This window comes from Xanthomonas sp. NCPPB 4467, from assembly GCF_041475665.2.
In the GTDB taxonomy this organism is placed as follows: domain Bacteria; phylum Pseudomonadota; class Gammaproteobacteria; order Xanthomonadales; family Xanthomonadaceae; genus Xanthomonas; species Xanthomonas dyei.
Genome location: NZ_CM191260.1, coordinates 4,852,275 through 4,868,779, shown reverse-complemented (window position 1 = coordinate 4,868,779; position 16,505 = coordinate 4,852,275). Strand labels below are relative to the sequence as shown.

Sequence of the window (16,505 nt, the reverse complement as noted above, 5' to 3'; positions counted from 1 at the left end):
CGATGCCAGACATCGTCAAGACCACTGCCTGCGCTACCACGTCCGCAAATCTGCTGCTAACCCTGCGGTTCTTCGGCGACTGCGATCGCCTGGTGAACCATCAAGCTATCGACATACTGCTCCATGCTCTGGATCTTGCCGTCCTTGAGCCGATACAGATGCGCGAAGGTTGCGCGCATGAATTTCCCGGTCTTTGCGTAGGTGCCGGAATACGCGCCAAATGCTGCGACGTAGTCCTTGTCGGCCAAGTACGTGTGGACCTCGGCCTTGTAGCCCACCCACTCGGTCGCCAGCCGATGAAACACCTGTTCGAAGACTTCTGCTGGACCGGTATAGGTCCCCGCGTAAGGGAAGCCTGCCGCCTCTGTCCAGGTGGCCTCAGGCGCTAGCGCTGCGGCTAGGTGCTTGCCGTTTTCTTCCGAAGAGCCTTCATAGGTGGCCCGGATGATGTCCAGATTGGTCTTCATCGGATCAACCCCACTTCATCTCGCCCTTGGCGACTTTCGCACCGATCTGCAGTGCCGTGCCCATGCCGGCTCCCGGATAGCGCTTGGTCATGGCGTCGATGAGCGCGGCGCTATTGGACGCCTTGCCCAGTTCTTCTTCGAATGCCAACAAATAGTCGCGCGTGTAGTGGATCGCCGACACGTCGGTCGCCGCGCCCGGTGCCATATGTCCAGGAATCACCAGCGCCGGGTTGCGCGCCGCCATCGCATCGAGTGTCTTGATCCATGCCTTACGTCCTTCCGCACTCGGCGTGTCGGCCGTCCAGACGTGCACGCCAGAGAACACCAGCACGCCACCGAAGATCGCATCGAGCGATGTGAGTGCGAGGTAACGGCGGTTGGCCAGACCGTCTGCATCGACAATGGCGATGGATTGGCCTTCCAGCGGGATCGCGTTGCCATCGAATGCGTCCGGCATGACGATGTCTGCAAGTGTCTGCGGCCCGTTCTCCTTGAGCTGGGGACCCCAGGTCGCAAGCTTTTTCTCGACGCTGCGCTTGATGGCCGCAACGGTGGCAGATGCGGCGATGATGCGTGCATCCGGAAACGCGGCCTTGATCGGGCCCAGGCTGAAGTAATAGTCCGGGTCGCTTTGGCTGACGTAAATGGCGGTCAGCGTTTTGCCGCCGGCCTTGATTGCATCAGCCAGCGCCTTGCCATCGGGTAGCGTGAAGCCGCCATCGATCAGCACCGCGTCGCGTGCGCCGGAGATCAGGACCGGGGCGCGAAAAAACCCGTTTTCACCTGCAGGAAAATGCTGCAGCTTTAAAGGCGCCTGTGCGGCGATTGCAGTGTTGACGGCGGGGAGGGCTGAGGCGATACCTGCCACGGCAATGGTTTTCATGAGGTCTCTGCGTGTCGTCATGGTTGGTTCCTTTTGGAAAGATGCAACGGTGTTTTCAAGCGGCCTGAAGTTGACGTACGAATGCGCCTGGATCGGTGTAGGCGGCATATGCATCGATCTGCCATCGCTTCCCGCCGGATTCTGCGATGAACGTCGGTACGCCTTGGACGCCGAACTCACGCATCAGCGCTTGCGCACCTTCAATGCGCGCCCGATCCACGGCGAGAAGCTCAGCATCTGCCTGCGCCAGCCGTGTGGCGGCGTCCGCAAGGTGCAGGTCTTTTAGAAGCCCGACCAGCCCGGCAGTGGTGGTCACGTCTTTCCCGTCGACGTAACGGGCTTGTTGAATGGCCGTCAGCGTTGTCAGTTGCTGTGCCGGTGCTACCAGGGAGACCGCGGTCAGCGCCAATGTGGCTGCACCACTGTCGAACTGGTGTTGGCGATCGCCGAGAACCTGCTGGCGATAGCGCTCAGTGAAACGCTGCCCGGTCAGATGTTCGATGCGCTGATCGTTCGCCCAGGCGAACGCGGCGAATTGATCGTCCATCGCCCGTGCACCCTTGCCGGCGAACAATCCCGAAGGCTGCAGCTGGACAGCGATGCCAGGCGCGGTGGCCAGTGCGGAAATGGTCGACGCTGCGCCGTAGCACCAGCCGCAAAGTGGGTCGAACAGATAGTGCAAAGTGGTGTTCATGCGCTTTCCTTGTGACTGTGAGACCTATCCTAGGGATCGATCATTGATCGATAAATACATACGTGGTAAATGAACCGTATGTTGAAAGCATCCAATCAAGCGGGGGACGGACCCGGCGACCTCGGCAATCTCCGCCGCCTGGCGTACTTCGTCGCCGTGGTGGACACCGGCTCGTTCACCGCTGCGGCCGAGCGCCTGGGCATCACCAAGGCGGTAGTGAGCCAACAAGTGGCTCGACTGGAACGCGAGTTCCGAACCTCTCTGCTGGTGCGCACCACGCGTAAAGTGCAACCCACCGAAGTAGGGCAGGAGTTCTACGCGCGCTGCGCATCGATTTTGCGCGAGGCCGAGCATGCGTTTGACGGCTTGGCCGATCGATCCGCCGAGCCGTCGGGGATGTTGCGGCTCACCGCACCGTTCGACTATGGCGTGGGCGTGGTGGTGCCTGCGATCGCTGCATTCACCAAGCGCTATCCCCTGTGCAAGGTGGATGCGGTGCTCAGCGACCAAACGCTGGATTTGATGTCCAGTCATATCGAAGTTGCCATCCGGGTCGGATGGCTGGCCGAAACAAGCGAACAAGCGCGAAAAATTGGCACCTTCCGCCAACTGCTTGTCGCTCCCGCATCCATGGCAGCAGAGCTCGCAACGCTCGATAGCCCGGCCGACATCCTCTCGCTGCCCTTTGTCGCCAATACGGCGTTGCGTGATCATTTGCGGTGGACCTTCTCGTCGGACCAGCGACAGACCCAGGTGGTACACGTGCAGGCATCCATTTTTCTGGATGCCACGATGGCGGTGCGCGAAGCGGTGTGCCAGGGCGCCGGCTTGTCCGTGCTTCCAGACTATGTAGTGGCAGCGGACCTCACTGCAGGGCGCCTGATTGAAGTACTGCCGCATTGGCACCTGCCTTCGGGCGGTATCCATGCGGTATTTCCTGCTGCCCGTTATCGCCCGACCAAGGTCCGCGCATTTGTGGACATGCTGGTCGAGCGAGAAGCCTTGCGACAATCTACCCAGCGCTAAGTCGCGGTTTGCCACGTGCGGCCTTGACCGCAGGCGCCACCGGGGCCGCTCCCCAACCGATCACGCTTAGAACTTTGCGTCGCTCAGTGCTGCCAGAAACGCCATCGGATTCCAGTATTCGCGGTAATTGACCACCAGGCCATTCTTGAACGTCGCCACCGTGGCATAGCTCATTTCATACGGGTTGCCGTTGGAGATGACCGTGCCCGACGCACTCCACTCGGCGATGGCCACGTTGGGATCGTCGGTGGCATGGATCTTCAGGCTCGGGATGGTCTTGACGTCGATCACGTTCGGGTAATTGCGCAGGTACTCGTAAATGGCGGCGCGACCTACCAGTTTTCTGGACGACACATCGGGTGCGAACGGGAACTCAACGACCACGTTCTCGTCGCAGAGTTCGGACCAACCTTTCATATCCTTGGCGAGAAAGGTGTCCAAGGTGCGTTGTAGAAGTTGGACAGCGGTGTGGGTGTTTGGCGTGTTCATGCGTTGCTCCGGTGGGTTGGTGGTGTGGTCAGGCGTTTGGCCAGATCCAGTTGGAGGCGATACGTTCGGCCAGCATCATGGTCGGGAATGCGGTCGCGACCGAAGGCACGTCGGGCCAGATCGATGCATCGACAACACGCAATCCCTCAATCCCGCGAACGCGGCCATCGATGTCGACCACGGCAGTCGGGTCGCGCTCGCCTCCCATCGGCACAGTGGAGGTTGGATGTTGGTAGGTCGCCACGCTGGCAGGCAGGGTGGCATCCAGCGCGGCGCGATCGCTCACAGCTGCACCCGGCGCGAGCTCGCCGCCGACCACATCTGCAAACGGCGTGTGCCGCGCGATTTCCCGGATCAGTTCCACGCCGTCGATCAAGCGCTCCCGATCGCCCGCGTCGCTGAGGAAACCCAGATCGATGATCGGTGGCGCCTGCGGGTCGCGGCTGGCGATGGTCACAGAGCCAACCGATCGCGGGCGCACCAGCGCCGCAAACAACAGGAACATGGCGTTGTCGGATGACTGCCCATCGTCGGGCAACGCCGCAGTGCTGATGTTGAGGTCGGCCTCATCCCCGACGGCATGCTGCGATCGCGTCCACAGCATGGCGCCAATGGGCGGATACGGCAGGCCGACGGCTTCCTTCTTAATCGACCACACGGTCGGAACCAGCGGGTGGTCCTGCAGGCGACAGCCCACCGGCAGATCGGCCACCACATCGATGCCGAGGTTACGCAGCGTGTCGGCAGGGCCGATCCCCGAGCGCATCAGGATCGCAGGACTGGCGTAGGTGCCTGCCGATAAAACGACTGTGTCAGCGCTGATCACTTCGCCACTGGCCAGACGGACTCCGGTGGCGCGCGTGCCTTGCAGCACGACGGCATCGACCAGCACCTGGTCGCGGATCGTCAGATTGGCGCGGCCACGCACCGCCTCGCTCAGCAGGGTCATGCCAGTGGTGAGCCGCACGCCCATGCGGGTGTTCATGACATAAGGGCCGACGCCCAGTGGGTGCGCGGTCGCAAACCCGGCCGAGCGCTCATGGCCTGCAGCGACCGCGGAGGCAATGAAGGCGCGGTGCTGGTCTGACACTTCTTCGTCGCCGAGTTGATGCACGGGAAACGGACCGTCATGGCCAGTCCCTCCGGTCCCGGAGGTACGCTCCAGCGACTGGTAGAACGGCTGTGTGGCGTCCCAGCTCAGTGCCGCCAGGTCGTGTTCCCGGGCCCAGCGGTCGTGGTCAGACTTCGGCAACCGCATCGCCACTGCGCCATTGATCGCGGACGAGCCCCCCAGCACCTTGCCGCGATTGAGTGGCATGCGCCTGCCGAGCAGGCCAGGCTCCGATTGAAAGCCCCAGTCGTGCTGTGGATCGCCGCCCACCAGATCCTGGCGCCGTACTGCGTCCGGATACGCGTTCGGTGCATAGGCCACGCCTGCCTCGATCAACAGCACGCGACGCGATGCATCGGCACTCAGACGGTTGGCCAATACGGCGCCGGCGGACCCGCCACCCACGATGATCAGGTCGTATCTAGCACCTGATGCATCGATGACGCCTGCCGCGACGTCTGCCGCATTGGAACGGGGCTGCGGTAGATCTATGCCGGTGCTTCCAGCGTCGTTGCGATCGATCATCGAGAGTGGCTTGTGAAGGTGTGACGGCGATGCTGACACCTGGGTGTTACTGCCAACAAGCCTGTATTTTTCGATGCGATCCATCGTTTAATCCGTTGGATGGGCGGGTAAGCAAAAATCACATAAGGCGCCGACATGCTGGATGGTCTATCGCTCGATCAACTGAGAACTTTTATCGCCGCAGCCGAAGAAGGAAGCTTTTCCTCGGCGGGCAGACGCCTTCGACGCACGCAGTCCGCCATCTCGGAAACGATGAATAATCTTGAACGGCAGCTCGGCGTCCTCCTGTTCGATCGGCAGGGCCGATATCCCAAGCTGACCCCGGAAGGGAAGGTGCTGCTCTCGGATGCAAGAGCCATCATCGCAGGCGTCGAGAATCTCAAAGCCCGGGCGAAAGGGATATCCGGCGGCCTGGAGCCTGAGCTTGTCGCAGTGATCGACGTTTTTTTCCCGATCATCGCCATGGCAGAAGCCGCGCACGAATTTCGTGTCCAGTTTCCGGACACGCCGCTGCGGTTATTTGTCGAGGCGCTTGGCGGCGCGATGCAGCCGGTGGTCGATGGCCGCGCCAGCTTTGGTGTTGTCGGGTCCTTGCAGATGTTGCCCAGTGGCCTGGAGTCGGAACAAATTGCCACGATCGACCTTGTCAGCGTGGCAGCCAGTCATCACCCGCTTGCCGCTTATGACGGGCCGATCCCGCGCGAGGAGCTCGCCAAGCATGTGCAACTGGTATTGACGGACCGCTCCAGCATCTCGGAAGGGCAGGAGTTCGGGGTGCTGTCTCCGCTGACCTGGCGGTTGGCGGACCTGTTTGCCAAGCATGCTTTTCTTCTCAGTGGTCTGGGGTGGGGTGGCATGCCGTTTCACGCGGTCTCCAACGACATCGCCGAAGGACGACTTGTCGTGCTTCCGATCGAGGCTACACCGGTGGGGGGATATCAGATGCCCATCTCGGCGATCTACCGGCTCAGCGCGCCGCCGGGCCCTGCAGGCCGCTGGATGATCGAGCGTCTGAAGCATTGCACCAGGGGCCGGCAGGTCGCCACGGACCTGCCGGACTAGCGGGGCATTGGATGATCGGTGCGTCGAATGGCGCCCAGACAGAGATCGAACAAAAAGATGGACACGCTCAACTATATGTATTAGTGTTAGTTACACACATTGACTAGATCCACTTCAACCCATGCCCACCAGCAGCCGTTTCGCCGTCGCCACCCATATCCTGACTGCGCTTGCAGTGGGCGATGGCACGCCGATGCGTTCGGAGGACCTTGCGTATTCGGCCAATACCGGTGCTGTGGTCATCCGTGGCCTGCTGTCGCGCCTCAGCGAGGCGGGGCTGACGCGCTCGCAACTTGGCGCCGGCGGTGGCGCGATGCTGGCCAAACCGGCCAAGCAGATCAAACTGCTCGATGTCTATGCGGCGGTGGAGGATACGGAGCTGTTTGCAGTGCATCGGACGCCGCCCTGCAAGAGTTGTGCGGTGGGCGGTAACATCCTGGCCGCGCTTGAACCGACATTGACCCGAGCGCGCAAAGCACTTGAAGGCGAACTCGGAAAAACCACCATCGCAGATGTGGCCACCGACGTCGCTCGGCTGGGAAACTTCTCGATTCCTCTGGTCCTGTAATTTTTCAGCTTAAATGTCGATAAGTCGACGACACATATATATTTCGATGGATTACGTCGACATCAGAGCCGCCAGTGTTTTGGGGTGCTGGCAACCTCTCTCACTTTAGAACCCCTCAACTTCAATCACATCAACAGGAATAGATCATGAGCATCGGCATTATTGGTTCTGGCGCGCTTGGCGCCAACGTCGCACGTGCACTCGCCAAAAAAGGGATTGCAGCATCGATTTCAAACAGCCGTGGACCGGCTTCGCTCGCTGCGCTGGTCGATGAGCTTGGCCCTTCGATTACCGCAGTCACCGCTGCCGAAGCGGCGAGCGCCGACATCGTGATCGCCGCGGTACGCTGGGTCGATGCCGAGAACGTCATGACTGGCCTGCCAGCGTGGAATGGGCGCATCGTGATCGATGGCACCAATCCAGTGGAGTTTATCGACCCGGCTTCTGCGGATGCCAACGATCCCAGCAATCCACTGGCGGCCTACGGCATCAAGGCCGTGGATCTGGCGGGCAAGCACTCGAGCGAGGTGTTCAAGCACTTCGTGCCAGGGGCGAGGGTTGTCAAAGCGTTCAATCACCTCGACGTCAACGTCCTGGCCGAACCGGAAGTAGCCGGCGGCAAGCGCGTGCTGTTCTATTCCGGGGACGACGCTGCCGCTAAGGCCGAGGTGCACGCGCTCATCGACGCGATGGGCTTTGCGCCGGTCGACCTCGGATCGCTCGATGTCGGCGGGACGCTTGCATCGCTGCCTTTCGGCTCGCTCTCTGCACAGAACTTCGTAAAGCTTTAGAGCGGCTAACAAAACGTAGCGAGCAGTCGTCAGGTGGGTGTGGACGGCGCGGAGGAACCGGAGTGTACGGGTGGTACATGAGGATTCCGAGCACCGGCCGCGCCCGCCTGGCGGCTGCACAGTAGTTTTGTTAGCTGCTCTTAATCACAAGGCGCCAGGTTGCGGGTGGATGGAACCTCTGTTCCATCCACCCGCACTGTTTTTGCAAACGATGAAGAGTGGCTGACACCACGTAGCGAGCAGTCGTCAGTGGGTGTGGACGGCGCGCTCCGAACCGGCGTGTACGCGTGGGCTATGCCGCACCGAGCACCGGCCGCGCCCGCCTGGCGGTGAGTACAGTCGTTTTTTTAGCTGCGTTAAAGTCAAAGCGGAAATGCTCAAGCCTCTGGTCGCTAGGCGCGCGTCTTGCCACGAAGGTGCGCAGTGCTGCGCTTCGCTCTTTCCAACACCTTAGGCAGCGCTCGCTGATGGCGCAGTGCTGGCATGCGATGCACACAATGAGCGGCATCTCAGTGCACGAGTAACGCCATCTTGGCCAATTCACCTCTATACGCGGCACGGATAGGAGGCGAATGATCGCTCCAATATCGTGTGCGCTAAGTCTTATGCGTACCGACTTGGAGTTGGCCTACAGTGGCATCCGCAACGATGACGGATCAACGCGCACATCCGCTCCACATCGATGTAAAGGACGCTTGACACGCCCCAGATCTGCGCGCACTCTGCGTGTCAAGGGAGCTTGACACAGGGGTGTGGGGTGAACAGCAGCGCAAACATGTCGCCGGTGCACGCATTGCCTTGCAGTGCTGTGATGCTCAAGGAATCCGCTTGTACTGCCATGCAGTGCACAGCGATCCACGCGCAGGCATCCACGATGCCGGTGGACGCACGATGAGCGCGAAGACAGCTGCACTGCGTGCACTGCCGGTGGGTAGCGTTGTCCTGATTCTGCTGGGCGCCTTGCGGCGCTGGCTGCCGTGGCAGGTGAGCGATTACGCGCAGGGGCTGCTGATCGGCGTCGGCATGGGTGGTTTGCTGGTGGCGCTGATGCTGCACCTGTCGCGCGACAGCCTGCGCGACAGTGCGCCGCCGGCACTGGTGCACCGTTACCGCATGGAGTTCGCGCCGCCGATGCTGGGCTATGTTGCGGTGATGCTGTGCTGGCGGCATCTGCTGGCCAGCGTGGACGCCAACTGGATCCGCGTCCTGATCGCATTGCTACCCGCGCTGCTGCTGATGTTCGTGGTCCGTGCGGTGGCGCGTTTTGTGCGTGATTCGGATGAAATGCAGCGCCGCATCGAGCTGGAATCGATCGCCATTGCCGCGGGTGTGGTGAGCATGGCGTACATGACTGCCGGCTTCCTGCAATCGGCGCAGCTGATCGCGGTGCCGGCAGCGGCGGCGATGATCTGGGTGTTTCCGGTGCTGTGCATCACCTATGGCCTCACCAAGGCCATCAATGCACGCCGCTATCAATGAAGAGTCGGGTACGTGCATTGCGCGAAGCCAGCGGCTGGTCGCAAGGCGAGTTGGCCGAGCAGTTGGGCGTATCGCGGCAAACCATCAATGCGCTGGAGACCGGCAAATACGATCCCAGCCTGCCGTTGGCGTTTCGCATCGCACGCTTGTTCGGCGAGCCGATCGAGCACGTGTTTCTGTATGACGATGATCAGTAGTTGCGGTGGTCACAACGACCGTCGGCAACGTCAGGCAATGGGCACCAGGAGAGGATGGACATGCTGAAACAACTGAATGTGGCCGCCGCCGTGCTAGTCGCGCTGCTGGCCGCAGGATGCCAGCGCGCACAGGCGCCCGCTGCCGGCAACGCCGGCACATCCGCGGCCGGCGCCGCGCAGCCGCGCACGACAAACACGCAGACAGACACTGCGGCCGGCAATCGCTATGGCAGCCTGCAATTTGCACCGTGCACGTTGAGTTCCGGCAGCGCGGCGGGCAATATCGAAGCGCAGTGCGCCAGCCTGCCCGTGCCGGAAAATCCGGCCGCCCCCAAGGGCCGCAGCATCGCGTTGAAGATCGCCTGGCTGGAAAGCGACGCCGGTGCGGGCAGCGCGGCGGACCCGGTGTTTTTCATTGCCGGTGGCCCAGGTCAGTCGGCAACCGAGGTGTCTGCCATTGCTGCCGCTGCCTTGCGCGAAGTGCGCAAAAAGCGCGACATCTTCCTGGTCGATCAACGCGGCACTGGCGGATCGCACCCACTGCGTTGCGAGACCGCGGACGGCAAGCCCTTGCAGGCGGACATGGCATCCAGCCCGGAACAGCTCACCGCCTATGCGCGTCAGTGCGCACAAGAACTGCAGCGCCACGCCGATCCGCGCTACTACACCACGGCCGAAGCGATCGGGGATCTGGATGCGGTCAGGGCAGCGTTGGGCGCGCAACGGATCGATCTGGTCGGTGTGTCGTACGGCACGCGTGTGGCGCAACAGTACGCCAAGCGCTTTCCGGCGCAGACGCGTGCGATCGTCCTCGACGGCGTTGCGCCCAGCGACCTGGTCATCAGCGGCGAGTTCGCGCGTACCTTCGAAGATGCGCTGATGTTGCAGGCCGAACAGTGCCGCGCCATCCCGGCCTGTCGCACGCGCTTTCCCACCGACGTCCGCACGCAATTGCGCACCGTCATGGAGCGGTTGAAGACCGACTCGCCGCAGGTGGAGTACCGCGACCTGCGCACCAACGCCATCAGGCGCGACCGGGTCACAGCCGATGCGGTGGTCGGCCTGGCGTTCACCTTCTCCTACGCACCGCAAAGCGCTGCCTTGCTGCCATTGGTGCTGGATGAAGCGGCCGCCGGCCATTATGCCCCGCTGATGGCGTTGTCGCATATGGACATGCAGATCAACCAGCCGATGCAGTGGTCGGTGGTCTGCGCCGAAGATGCCGACCGCTATCGTCCGGCACCGGAGCATCAGGCACTGCTGCTTGGCGAGGACGTGCCTCGCAGTGTGTTTGCCGCATGCCCGGTGTGGCCCACCGGCAAGCGCGCTGCGGACTTCACCGCACCGCTGCGCTCGCAGGTGCCTGCGCTGCTGCTGTCGGGGCAACTGGACCCGGTCACGCCACCGCGCTATGCCGAAACGGTGCTCAAGGGCCTACCGCATGGACGCCATCTGGTCGCACCCGGGCAAGGTCATAGCGTGATGGCGCTGGGCTGCATGCCGAAGCTGATGGCCCAGTTCATGGAAACCACCGACGCCAAGGCGCTGGATGCCAGCTGTGTGGCCAACCTCAACAACGTGCCTGCGTTCACCTCGTTCAACGGGTGGGAACCATGAGCCGCATCGACCACGCCACGGAGGCGCACGCATGATCGTCGTCGAGAATCTGCACAAATCGTTCAAGACCAAGAGCGGGCTGGTAAAGGCGGTCGATGGGGTCAGTTTCAGCGCCGCCGACGGCCAGGTCACCGGCTTGCTCGGCCCCAATGGCGCGGGCAAGACCACCACCTTGCGCATGCTCTACACCTTGATGTCGCCGGACCAGGGGCGCGTCACCGTGGATGGCGTGGACGCCGCGCGCGACCCGGTCACGGTACGCCGTGCGCTGGGCGTGTTGCCGGATGCGCGCGGCGTGTACAAGCGTTTGAGCGCACGCGAGAACATCGCCTATTTCGGCGAGTTGCACGGCATGTCGCGCAGCCAGATCGCCGAGCGCACGCGTGTGTTGTCCAGCGCATTGGACATGGACGATATTCTCGACCGCCAGACCGAAGGCTTCAGCCAGGGCCAGCGCACCAAGACCGCCATTGCACGCGCGCTGGTGCACGACCCGCGCAACGTGATTCTGGACGAGCCCACCAATGGCCTGGACGTGATGACCACGCGCGCGATGCGTGGCTTCCTGCAGCAGCTGCGTGCGGAAGGGCGCTGCGTGATCTTTTCCAGTCACATCATGCAAGAGGTGGCGGCGCTGTGCGATCGCATCGTCATCATCGCCAAGGGCACGGTGGTGGCGTCCGGCAGCGCCGACGAACTGCGCGCCGCCACCGGTGAAGACAACCTGGAAGACGCCTTCGTCAAGGCGATCGGCTCGGAAGAAGGACTGCACGCATGAGCAAGCGCTCCCTGTTGGCCACGTGGTGGACGGTGCTGCGCAAGGAACTGCGCGACATCTCGCGCGACCGCCGCACCCTGGCATTGGCGTTGCTGCTGTCGCCATTGCTGTATCCGATCCTGATCCTGGGCATGGGCGCCTTGAGCGAAAGCCGCGTGCGCACACAGATCGACAAGCCGCTGGACATCCCCACGCTCGGCCGCGAACACGCACCCAATCTGATGCGGTTTCTGGCCGCGCAAGGACTCAACGCCGTGGATGCGCCAGCCGACCTGACGACGGCCATTCGCAACCAGGATGTGGATGTGGCGCTGCGCATCAGCGACAGCTATGCCGACGATTGGCGCGAAGGCCGTCCGGCGCTGGTGGAAATCATCAAGGACAGCACCCGCCGCGAGGCCGACGTGCCCAGCCTGCGCTTGCAGGCAGCATTGAGCGGCTACAGCCAGCAGGTCGGCGCATTGCGTCTGTTGGCGCGTGGCATCGATGCGCAGGTGAGCCGGCCACTGGAAATCGCCGCGCAGGACCTGGCCACTGCCGAAGCCAAGCGAGGGCAGATGATGGCGATGCTGTTGCCGGTGCTGCTGGTGATCACCTCGTTCTTAGGCGGCGCGTCGTTGATCCTGGACGCCACCGCCGGCGAGCGTGAGCGGCAGTCGCTGGAACCACTGCTGGCAACGCCCGCGCCACGCAGTGCGATTGTCAGCGGCAAGATCGCCGCCGCCTGCGTGATCGGCATGGTGTCGTTGTTGCTCACCTTGCTGGCCTTCAAATTGAGCGCGCAGTTGTCCTCGTCCAATCTGGGGCGCCAGCTCAATGTGGGTTTCGTGCCGATGCTGCAGATACTCTTCATCCTGGTGCCGATGCTGTTTGTCGGTACCTCGCTGCTGACCTATCTGGCCGCCGCGGCCAAAAGCATGAAGGAAGCGCAGGCGCACATGACCTGGTTGCTGCTGTTGCCGATGCTGCCCGGCTACGCATTGATGGCGTATCCGCTGAAGACGCAGCTGTGGCATTTTGTGGTGCCGTTTTTGGCGCAGAACCAGATGTTGCTCAAGGTGATCCGCCACGAACCCATCAACGCGCAGACCTGGGCGGTGTATCTGCTGGCCGGCTTCGGCGTGGCTGGGCTGTTGTGGTATGCGGCGGTACGTCGCTATCACCAGGAGCGCTTGGCGATTTCGGGATAAGTGGCTCGACAAGCGTGCAGTGGCAGCGATGGTTTGCGCGTGGTGCGTTTGGTTTAGAGCGGCCAATACAACTACGGCGTGGCCACCAGGCGGGCACGGCCGTTGCCTGAAATCGGGGTGGGCTAGTCGCACACTCCGGTTATGGGCGGGCCGTTCGCACCCACCTGACAGCTGTTCGTTACGTGTTGTTGGTCGCTCTTGGTGCGTCGTGCGTAGCGAGTGGATGACGGTACGCACATGATGGCGAACGACTGGCTGTTCGGTTGGCATGGCTGGTGAGGTTGCTGATCGGCTGGCCGCTGCGTGGATTTGGCGACACCGTACCCGCACCCCAACCCCTCTCCCGGCAGGAGAGGGGCATGCGCGGCAACGTGATCGGCGGCTTGCGATGGCAGGCGCGGCGTTTCTGAGCGAGCCAAGCAGTTTCCGCTGTCATCGACAGGTGCTGCTTCGTTCTCACATTGAACGAAGTAGCTCCCTTCTCACACAGCGCCAGGCAGCTCCCTTCTCACACCGCGCCAAGCAGCTCCCTTCTCCCATCGGGAGAAGGTGGCGCGTAGCGCCGGATGAGGGTACGGCCAGCACGCCCCAGTATCGCTCCCGATGAGTGACGTTGCTGTCGGACATCCACGTGCAGCCACACACGTTCCACAACGCAAAAGCCCGCATCGCTGCGGGCTTTTGTGTTTCCAATAGTTGTTGCTTCAATCAGCAGCGGCGAAGTGCGGAAGAGCGCGTCGGCTGCGGTATTAAACGCCTCTCATCCCGGTGCGGGCGATCTCCGATCCCGCAACGTCCCGTGCCGATCCCTGCGCGCTCCTACTGCAGCGCGCCGGGATCGAGGGGCGTTGGATCCAGGGTGGCGCCGGCAAGCAGCGACGCCGTTCCCATCACGACCTCAGCCGCCAGGATTGAACGACAGCGTGCGGCGGGTGGTGACCGGTGCGGCGACCGGCTCGAAGCGCCAGCGCTTCACGGCGTTGAGCGCTTCGCGATCGAACACGCGCGGCGGGGTGGCGCGTAGCACGCGGGAGGCGGTGATCGAGCCATCGGTGCCCACGGTGAGCTCCACCAGCACTTCGCCGGAGGTGCCGGCGCGCAGCGCTTCGGGTGGGTAGCGCGGTGCCGGGGTGCTGATCGGACGTAGCGACTGTGCAGCGGGCGCTGCTGCTGCGGCGGCTGCCGGTGCCGGGCGTGGTGCGGCCGGGGTGGGGGCAGGGGCCTCCGCCTGACGGCGGGCAGCGGCCTGGCGCTCGGCCTCGGCGGTCTGCTGGCGGGCGGCTTCCTGCTGGGCGGCAATCTGCTGGGCAGCGGCGGCTTCGCGGGTCTGCTGTTCGGCCAGGCGCTTCTGCTCGGCGGCCTGCTTGGCCTTGTCCTCGACCAACTTCTTGGCCTGTTCGGCGTCCTGCTCGGAGCGGTTGGCGGCGGTCTTCATGCCCGTCTCCAGGCCCGACTTCAGGCGCGGCAGTGCCGGTGCCTTGGGGTCGACCTTTTCGATCAGCGCGATCAGGCGTTGCGCCTCGGGGAACTCTTCGCGGCTGATGCCTTGTTCGGCGGCGATCAGCGTGTACGGCAGCAGATCGGTCAGCGCGCTGTTGACGGTGGCGTCCTGCGGCTGCTTCTCACGCAGGGCCAGGTAGTACTCCACCGCGTTGTCGCCGGCCGGGGCGTACATGCGGTTGTCCTGCAGCGCCTTGGTGGCCGATGCGCGCAACTGGTCGGCGGCCATCGATTGCACCTGCGGCGACACCGCGGTGGCGGGCGTCGGCGCCGCAGCCGGTGCGGCCGGCGTGGTGCCGGTGGCAGGCGCGGTGGTGGCGGCCTTGTCTTCCTGCTTGGAGCAGGCAGCCAGGCCAACCAGCAAAATGACCGGCGCGATCCGGCGTGCCATACGGCCCTGTGTCAGATCCAACATGCGTCCCCCTTACCCCGAGTGCGAAAGATAACGTTGCTACGGCGAGCGCCGGCCATTGTTCCCGCAATGGACGGCAATGCCGCAATCTAGCATTGCTGGGGCGGTGTAAGCCAAGGGTTGCCGCAGCCGGATGCGAAATTCATCCTGCCGGGGCCGCCAGCGCCGCATCGGACGGCGCGCGGGCGGCCGGGTCGGGCAGCGGCGGGGCCGGGCAGTGGTGACGCAGGAAGTCCGCATGCGGCGGCAACGTGGCCACGGTCGCATCCACGCGCTGGCGGATGCGCTCCAGAAAATGGGCCAGCTCCGCATCGCCCATCAGGTCTGCGACCGGGTGGTGCTGCTGCGGGGTGATGCCCTGGCCCAGCATCACCTGCACCCAGGAGTTCTCTGCAAACAACTCGTTGCCCTGGTGGAACACGCGCCCGCTCTGGCGAAACAGCTCCATGCGATGGCGCAGCGAGTCGGGAATGTCCATCGCTGCGCAGTCGCGCCAGAACGGCGTGTCGCGGCGATCGGTGGCGTGGTAATGCAGGATCACGAAATCGCGGATATGCGCGATTTCATCGGCCGCCTGGCGGTTGTACTCGGCGATGTCCACCGCGTTGATCGTCTGCGGGAAGGTCTGCAGCAAGCGGACGATGCCGCGCTGGATCAGATGGATATTGGTCGACTCGATCGGCTCCAGAAACCCGCTGGCCAACCCCAAGGCGACGCAGTTCTTTTCCCACACGCGGTGGCGCTGATTGGGTGTGAAGCGCAGCGAACGCGGTTCGGTCAGCGCGCGCCCTTGCAGGTTGCGCTCCAGCACCGCCCGTGCGCTGTCCTGATCGGTATACCGGCTGGAATACACGATGCCGTTGCCCACGCGGTGCTGCAGCGGAATGCGCCACATCCAGCCCGATTGATCCGCGCGCGACCGCGTATAGGTCACCGGTGGGCCCACCGATTTGGTCTGCACCGCCAGCGCGCTGTCGGCAAACAACCAGCGCGACCAATCCTCGCTGCCCACGCCCAGCGTCTTGCCGATCAGCAACCCCGCAAAGCCGGTGCAATCGATGAATAGGTCGCCTTCCACGCGCGTGCCGTCCTGCAGCGTCAGCGCAGTGAGATAGCCGCTGTGCGGGTCGGTCTGGACCTCGCCGATGCGCCCTTCGATGCGCTGTACCCCAAAGCCTTCGCTGAAGCGGCGCAGGAAGCGCGCATACAGGCCCGCATCCAGGTGGTAGGCGTAATTCATGCCGCCGTTGGGCAGATGCGCAAAGCGGCCTTCCTGGGCGGCGCGCAACTCCAGACAGTAGTCGCCGAAGTCGCGTGCCACACGGCGCTGGCGGCCCTTCAACCAGAAGTGGTGGAACCCCGCGCTCCAGTGGTCGGTGCCGGTGTGGCCGAAGGAGTGGATGTAGTGCTTGTCCACATCGCGCCAATGCTCGAAGCCGATGCCGAGTTTGAAGGTGGCCTGGGTGGCAGCCATGAAGGTCGCCTCGTCGATCTCCAGCAGCCGGTGGAAGGTGACCAGGCTGGGGATGGTGGCTTCGCCCACGCCCACCGTGCCGATCTCGTCCGACTCCACCAGGGTGATCTGCAACTGCCGGCCCAGCAGCTTGGACAGTGCGGCGGCAGCCATCCAGCCGGCGGTGCCGCCACCGGCGATGACCACGCGCCGCACCGGGCGCTGCTGGGGGTCCAAGGGGGCGGTGTACGACATGCGTCAAT

Annotated in this window: 16 protein-coding genes and 3 other RNA genes; 10 read left to right on the top strand and 9 right to left on the bottom strand. The window is 63.4% G+C overall.

Features of this window, described 5'->3' with window-relative positions:
- Positions 1 to 56: 56 nt before the first annotated feature.
- Genes ACCQ06_RS21450 through ACCQ06_RS21440 form a run of 3 tightly spaced genes read right to left on the bottom strand, consistent with a single transcriptional unit; the run spans position 57 to position 2,044 of the window.
- On the bottom strand, positions 57 to 467 hold the full coding sequence (locus ACCQ06_RS21450; protein WP_104614765.1) for a nuclear transport factor 2 family protein: 411 nt from the start codon (positions 465 to 467) through the stop codon (positions 57 to 59).
- A 4-nt stretch (positions 468 to 471) separates the two neighbouring features.
- Positions 472 to 1,350, bottom strand: a complete 879-nt coding sequence (locus ACCQ06_RS21445; protein ID WP_316692715.1) for an MBL fold metallo-hydrolase — start codon at positions 1,348 to 1,350, stop codon at positions 472 to 474.
- 55 nt (positions 1,351 to 1,405) lie between these two features.
- Positions 1,406 to 2,044: a DsbA family protein gene (locus ACCQ06_RS21440; RefSeq protein WP_316689226.1), complete on the bottom strand. Its 639-nt coding sequence runs from the start codon at positions 2,042 to 2,044 to the stop codon at positions 1,406 to 1,408.
- A gap of 69 nt (positions 2,045 to 2,113) precedes the next feature.
- On the opposite strand from ACCQ06_RS21440, the gene ACCQ06_RS21435 reads away from it, so the two are divergent.
- Complete coding sequence (locus ACCQ06_RS21435; protein WP_316689225.1) at positions 2,114 to 3,070, top strand: LysR family transcriptional regulator; 957 nt, start codon at positions 2,114 to 2,116, stop codon at positions 3,068 to 3,070.
- A 66-nt stretch (positions 3,071 to 3,136) separates the two neighbouring features.
- On the opposite strand, the gene ACCQ06_RS21430 is transcribed toward ACCQ06_RS21435, so the two are convergent.
- A complete protein-coding gene (locus tag ACCQ06_RS21430; RefSeq protein ID WP_316689224.1) occupies positions 3,137 to 3,559 on the bottom strand; it encodes a nuclear transport factor 2 family protein in 423 nt (140 codons plus the stop codon).
- 28 nt (positions 3,560 to 3,587) lie between these two features.
- Entirely contained in the window at positions 3,588 to 5,195 is a 1,608-nt protein-coding gene (locus ACCQ06_RS21425) for a GMC family oxidoreductase (protein WP_316689223.1), read from the bottom strand.
- A gap of 135 nt (positions 5,196 to 5,330) precedes the next feature.
- Here ACCQ06_RS21425 and ACCQ06_RS21420 point away from each other — a divergent pair, with 135 nt between their 5' ends.
- From ACCQ06_RS21420 to ACCQ06_RS21410, 3 genes are all read left to right on the top strand, one after another.
- Positions 5,331 to 6,257, top strand: a complete 927-nt coding sequence (locus tag ACCQ06_RS21420) for a LysR family transcriptional regulator (protein ID WP_316689222.1) — start codon at positions 5,331 to 5,333, stop codon at positions 6,255 to 6,257.
- Between the two features lie 121 nt (positions 6,258 to 6,378).
- A complete protein-coding gene (locus ACCQ06_RS21415) occupies positions 6,379 to 6,825 on the top strand; it encodes an Rrf2 family transcriptional regulator (protein ID WP_104614772.1) in 447 nt (148 codons plus the stop codon).
- A 146-nt stretch (positions 6,826 to 6,971) separates the two neighbouring features.
- Positions 6,972 to 7,616, top strand: a complete 645-nt coding sequence (locus ACCQ06_RS21410; protein ID WP_104614773.1) for an NADPH-dependent F420 reductase — start codon at positions 6,972 to 6,974, stop codon at positions 7,614 to 7,616.
- A 3-nt stretch (positions 7,617 to 7,619) separates the two neighbouring features.
- Here ACCQ06_RS21410 and ACCQ06_RS21405 read toward each other — a convergent pair.
- Positions 7,620 to 7,695: non-coding RNA, sX9 sRNA (locus ACCQ06_RS21405), on the bottom strand.
- 141 nt (positions 7,696 to 7,836) lie between these two features.
- Positions 7,837 to 7,912: non-coding RNA, sX9 sRNA (locus tag ACCQ06_RS21400), on the bottom strand.
- A 595-nt stretch (positions 7,913 to 8,507) separates the two neighbouring features.
- Here ACCQ06_RS21400 and ACCQ06_RS21395 point away from each other — a divergent pair.
- From ACCQ06_RS21395 to ACCQ06_RS21370, 6 genes are all read left to right on the top strand, one after another.
- Positions 8,508 to 9,095, top strand: coding sequence for a hypothetical protein (locus ACCQ06_RS21395; RefSeq protein WP_104614856.1), 588 nt, complete (start codon positions 8,508 to 8,510; stop codon positions 9,093 to 9,095).
- Positions 9,092 to 9,292 carry a helix-turn-helix transcriptional regulator gene (locus ACCQ06_RS21390; protein ID WP_055847119.1) on the top strand — a complete coding sequence of 67 codons (201 nt, stop codon included), beginning with the start codon at positions 9,092 to 9,094 and terminating at the stop codon, positions 9,290 to 9,292. Before ACCQ06_RS21395 ends, ACCQ06_RS21390 begins: the two co-directional genes overlap by 4 nt.
- A 54-nt stretch (positions 9,293 to 9,346) precedes the next feature.
- A complete protein-coding gene (locus ACCQ06_RS21385; protein WP_316689221.1) occupies positions 9,347 to 10,909 on the top strand; it encodes an alpha/beta hydrolase in 1,563 nt (520 codons plus the stop codon).
- A gap of 31 nt (positions 10,910 to 10,940) precedes the next feature.
- Positions 10,941 to 11,687 (top strand): ABC transporter ATP-binding protein, encoded by a 747-nt coding sequence (locus ACCQ06_RS21380; RefSeq protein WP_104614775.1) that lies wholly within the window; start codon positions 10,941 to 10,943, stop codon positions 11,685 to 11,687.
- A complete protein-coding gene (locus ACCQ06_RS21375) occupies positions 11,684 to 12,877 on the top strand; it encodes an ABC transporter permease (RefSeq protein ID WP_316689220.1) in 1,194 nt (397 codons plus the stop codon). The genes ACCQ06_RS21380 and ACCQ06_RS21375 overlap by 4 nt, the downstream gene beginning before the upstream one ends.
- Positions 12,878 to 12,994: 117 nt before the next feature.
- A non-coding RNA gene (locus ACCQ06_RS21370) (sX9 sRNA) lies at positions 12,995 to 13,071 on the top strand.
- Between the two features lie 704 nt (positions 13,072 to 13,775).
- Here ACCQ06_RS21370 and ACCQ06_RS21365 read toward each other — a convergent pair.
- The gene (locus ACCQ06_RS21365) at positions 13,776 to 14,792 is read right to left on the bottom strand and encodes an energy transducer TonB (protein ID WP_316689219.1); all 1,017 of its coding nucleotides are present in this window, start codon (positions 14,790 to 14,792) and stop codon (positions 13,776 to 13,778) included.
- Between the two features lie 139 nt (positions 14,793 to 14,931).
- The gene (locus ACCQ06_RS21360; protein ID WP_316689218.1) at positions 14,932 to 16,497 is read right to left on the bottom strand and encodes a tryptophan halogenase family protein; all 1,566 of its coding nucleotides are present in this window, start codon (positions 16,495 to 16,497) and stop codon (positions 14,932 to 14,934) included.
- Positions 16,498 to 16,505: the final 8 nt, after the last annotated feature.

Excerpts from the sequence above, each read along its gene's own strand:
- ACCQ06_RS21450 (WP_104614765.1), bottom strand. The coding sequence starts at position 467 with ATGAAGACCAATCTGGACATCATCCGGGCCACCTATGAAGGCTCTTCG.
- ACCQ06_RS21445 (WP_316692715.1), bottom strand. The coding sequence starts at position 1,350 with ATGAAAACCATTGCCGTGGCAGGTATCGCCTCAGCCCTCCCCGCCGTC.
- ACCQ06_RS21440 (WP_316689226.1), bottom strand. The coding sequence starts at position 2,044 with ATGAACACCACTTTGCACTATCTGTTCGACCCACTTTGCGGCTGGTGC.
- ACCQ06_RS21435 (WP_316689225.1), top strand. The coding sequence starts at position 2,114 with ATGAACCGTATGTTGAAAGCATCCAATCAAGCGGGGGACGGACCCGGC.
- ACCQ06_RS21430 (WP_316689224.1), bottom strand. The coding sequence starts at position 3,559 with ATGAACACGCCAAACACCCACACCGCTGTCCAACTTCTACAACGCACC.
- ACCQ06_RS21425 (WP_316689223.1), bottom strand. The coding sequence starts at position 5,195 with ATGATCGATCGCAACGACGCTGGAAGCACCGGCATAGATCTACCGCAG.
- ACCQ06_RS21420 (WP_316689222.1), top strand. The coding sequence starts at position 5,331 with ATGCTGGATGGTCTATCGCTCGATCAACTGAGAACTTTTATCGCCGCA.
- ACCQ06_RS21415 (WP_104614772.1), top strand. The coding sequence starts at position 6,379 with ATGCCCACCAGCAGCCGTTTCGCCGTCGCCACCCATATCCTGACTGCG.
- ACCQ06_RS21410 (WP_104614773.1), top strand. The coding sequence starts at position 6,972 with ATGAGCATCGGCATTATTGGTTCTGGCGCGCTTGGCGCCAACGTCGCA.
- ACCQ06_RS21395 (WP_104614856.1), top strand. The coding sequence starts at position 8,508 with ATGAGCGCGAAGACAGCTGCACTGCGTGCACTGCCGGTGGGTAGCGTT.
- ACCQ06_RS21390 (WP_055847119.1), top strand. The coding sequence starts at position 9,092 with ATGAAGAGTCGGGTACGTGCATTGCGCGAAGCCAGCGGCTGGTCGCAA.
- ACCQ06_RS21385 (WP_316689221.1), top strand. The coding sequence starts at position 9,347 with ATGGACATGCTGAAACAACTGAATGTGGCCGCCGCCGTGCTAGTCGCG.
- ACCQ06_RS21380 (WP_104614775.1), top strand. The coding sequence starts at position 10,941 with ATGATCGTCGTCGAGAATCTGCACAAATCGTTCAAGACCAAGAGCGGG.
- ACCQ06_RS21375 (WP_316689220.1), top strand. The coding sequence starts at position 11,684 with ATGAGCAAGCGCTCCCTGTTGGCCACGTGGTGGACGGTGCTGCGCAAG.
- ACCQ06_RS21365 (WP_316689219.1), bottom strand. The coding sequence starts at position 14,792 with ATGTTGGATCTGACACAGGGCCGTATGGCACGCCGGATCGCGCCGGTC.
- ACCQ06_RS21360 (WP_316689218.1), bottom strand. The coding sequence starts at position 16,497 with ATGTCGTACACCGCCCCCTTGGACCCCCAGCAGCGCCCGGTGCGGCGC.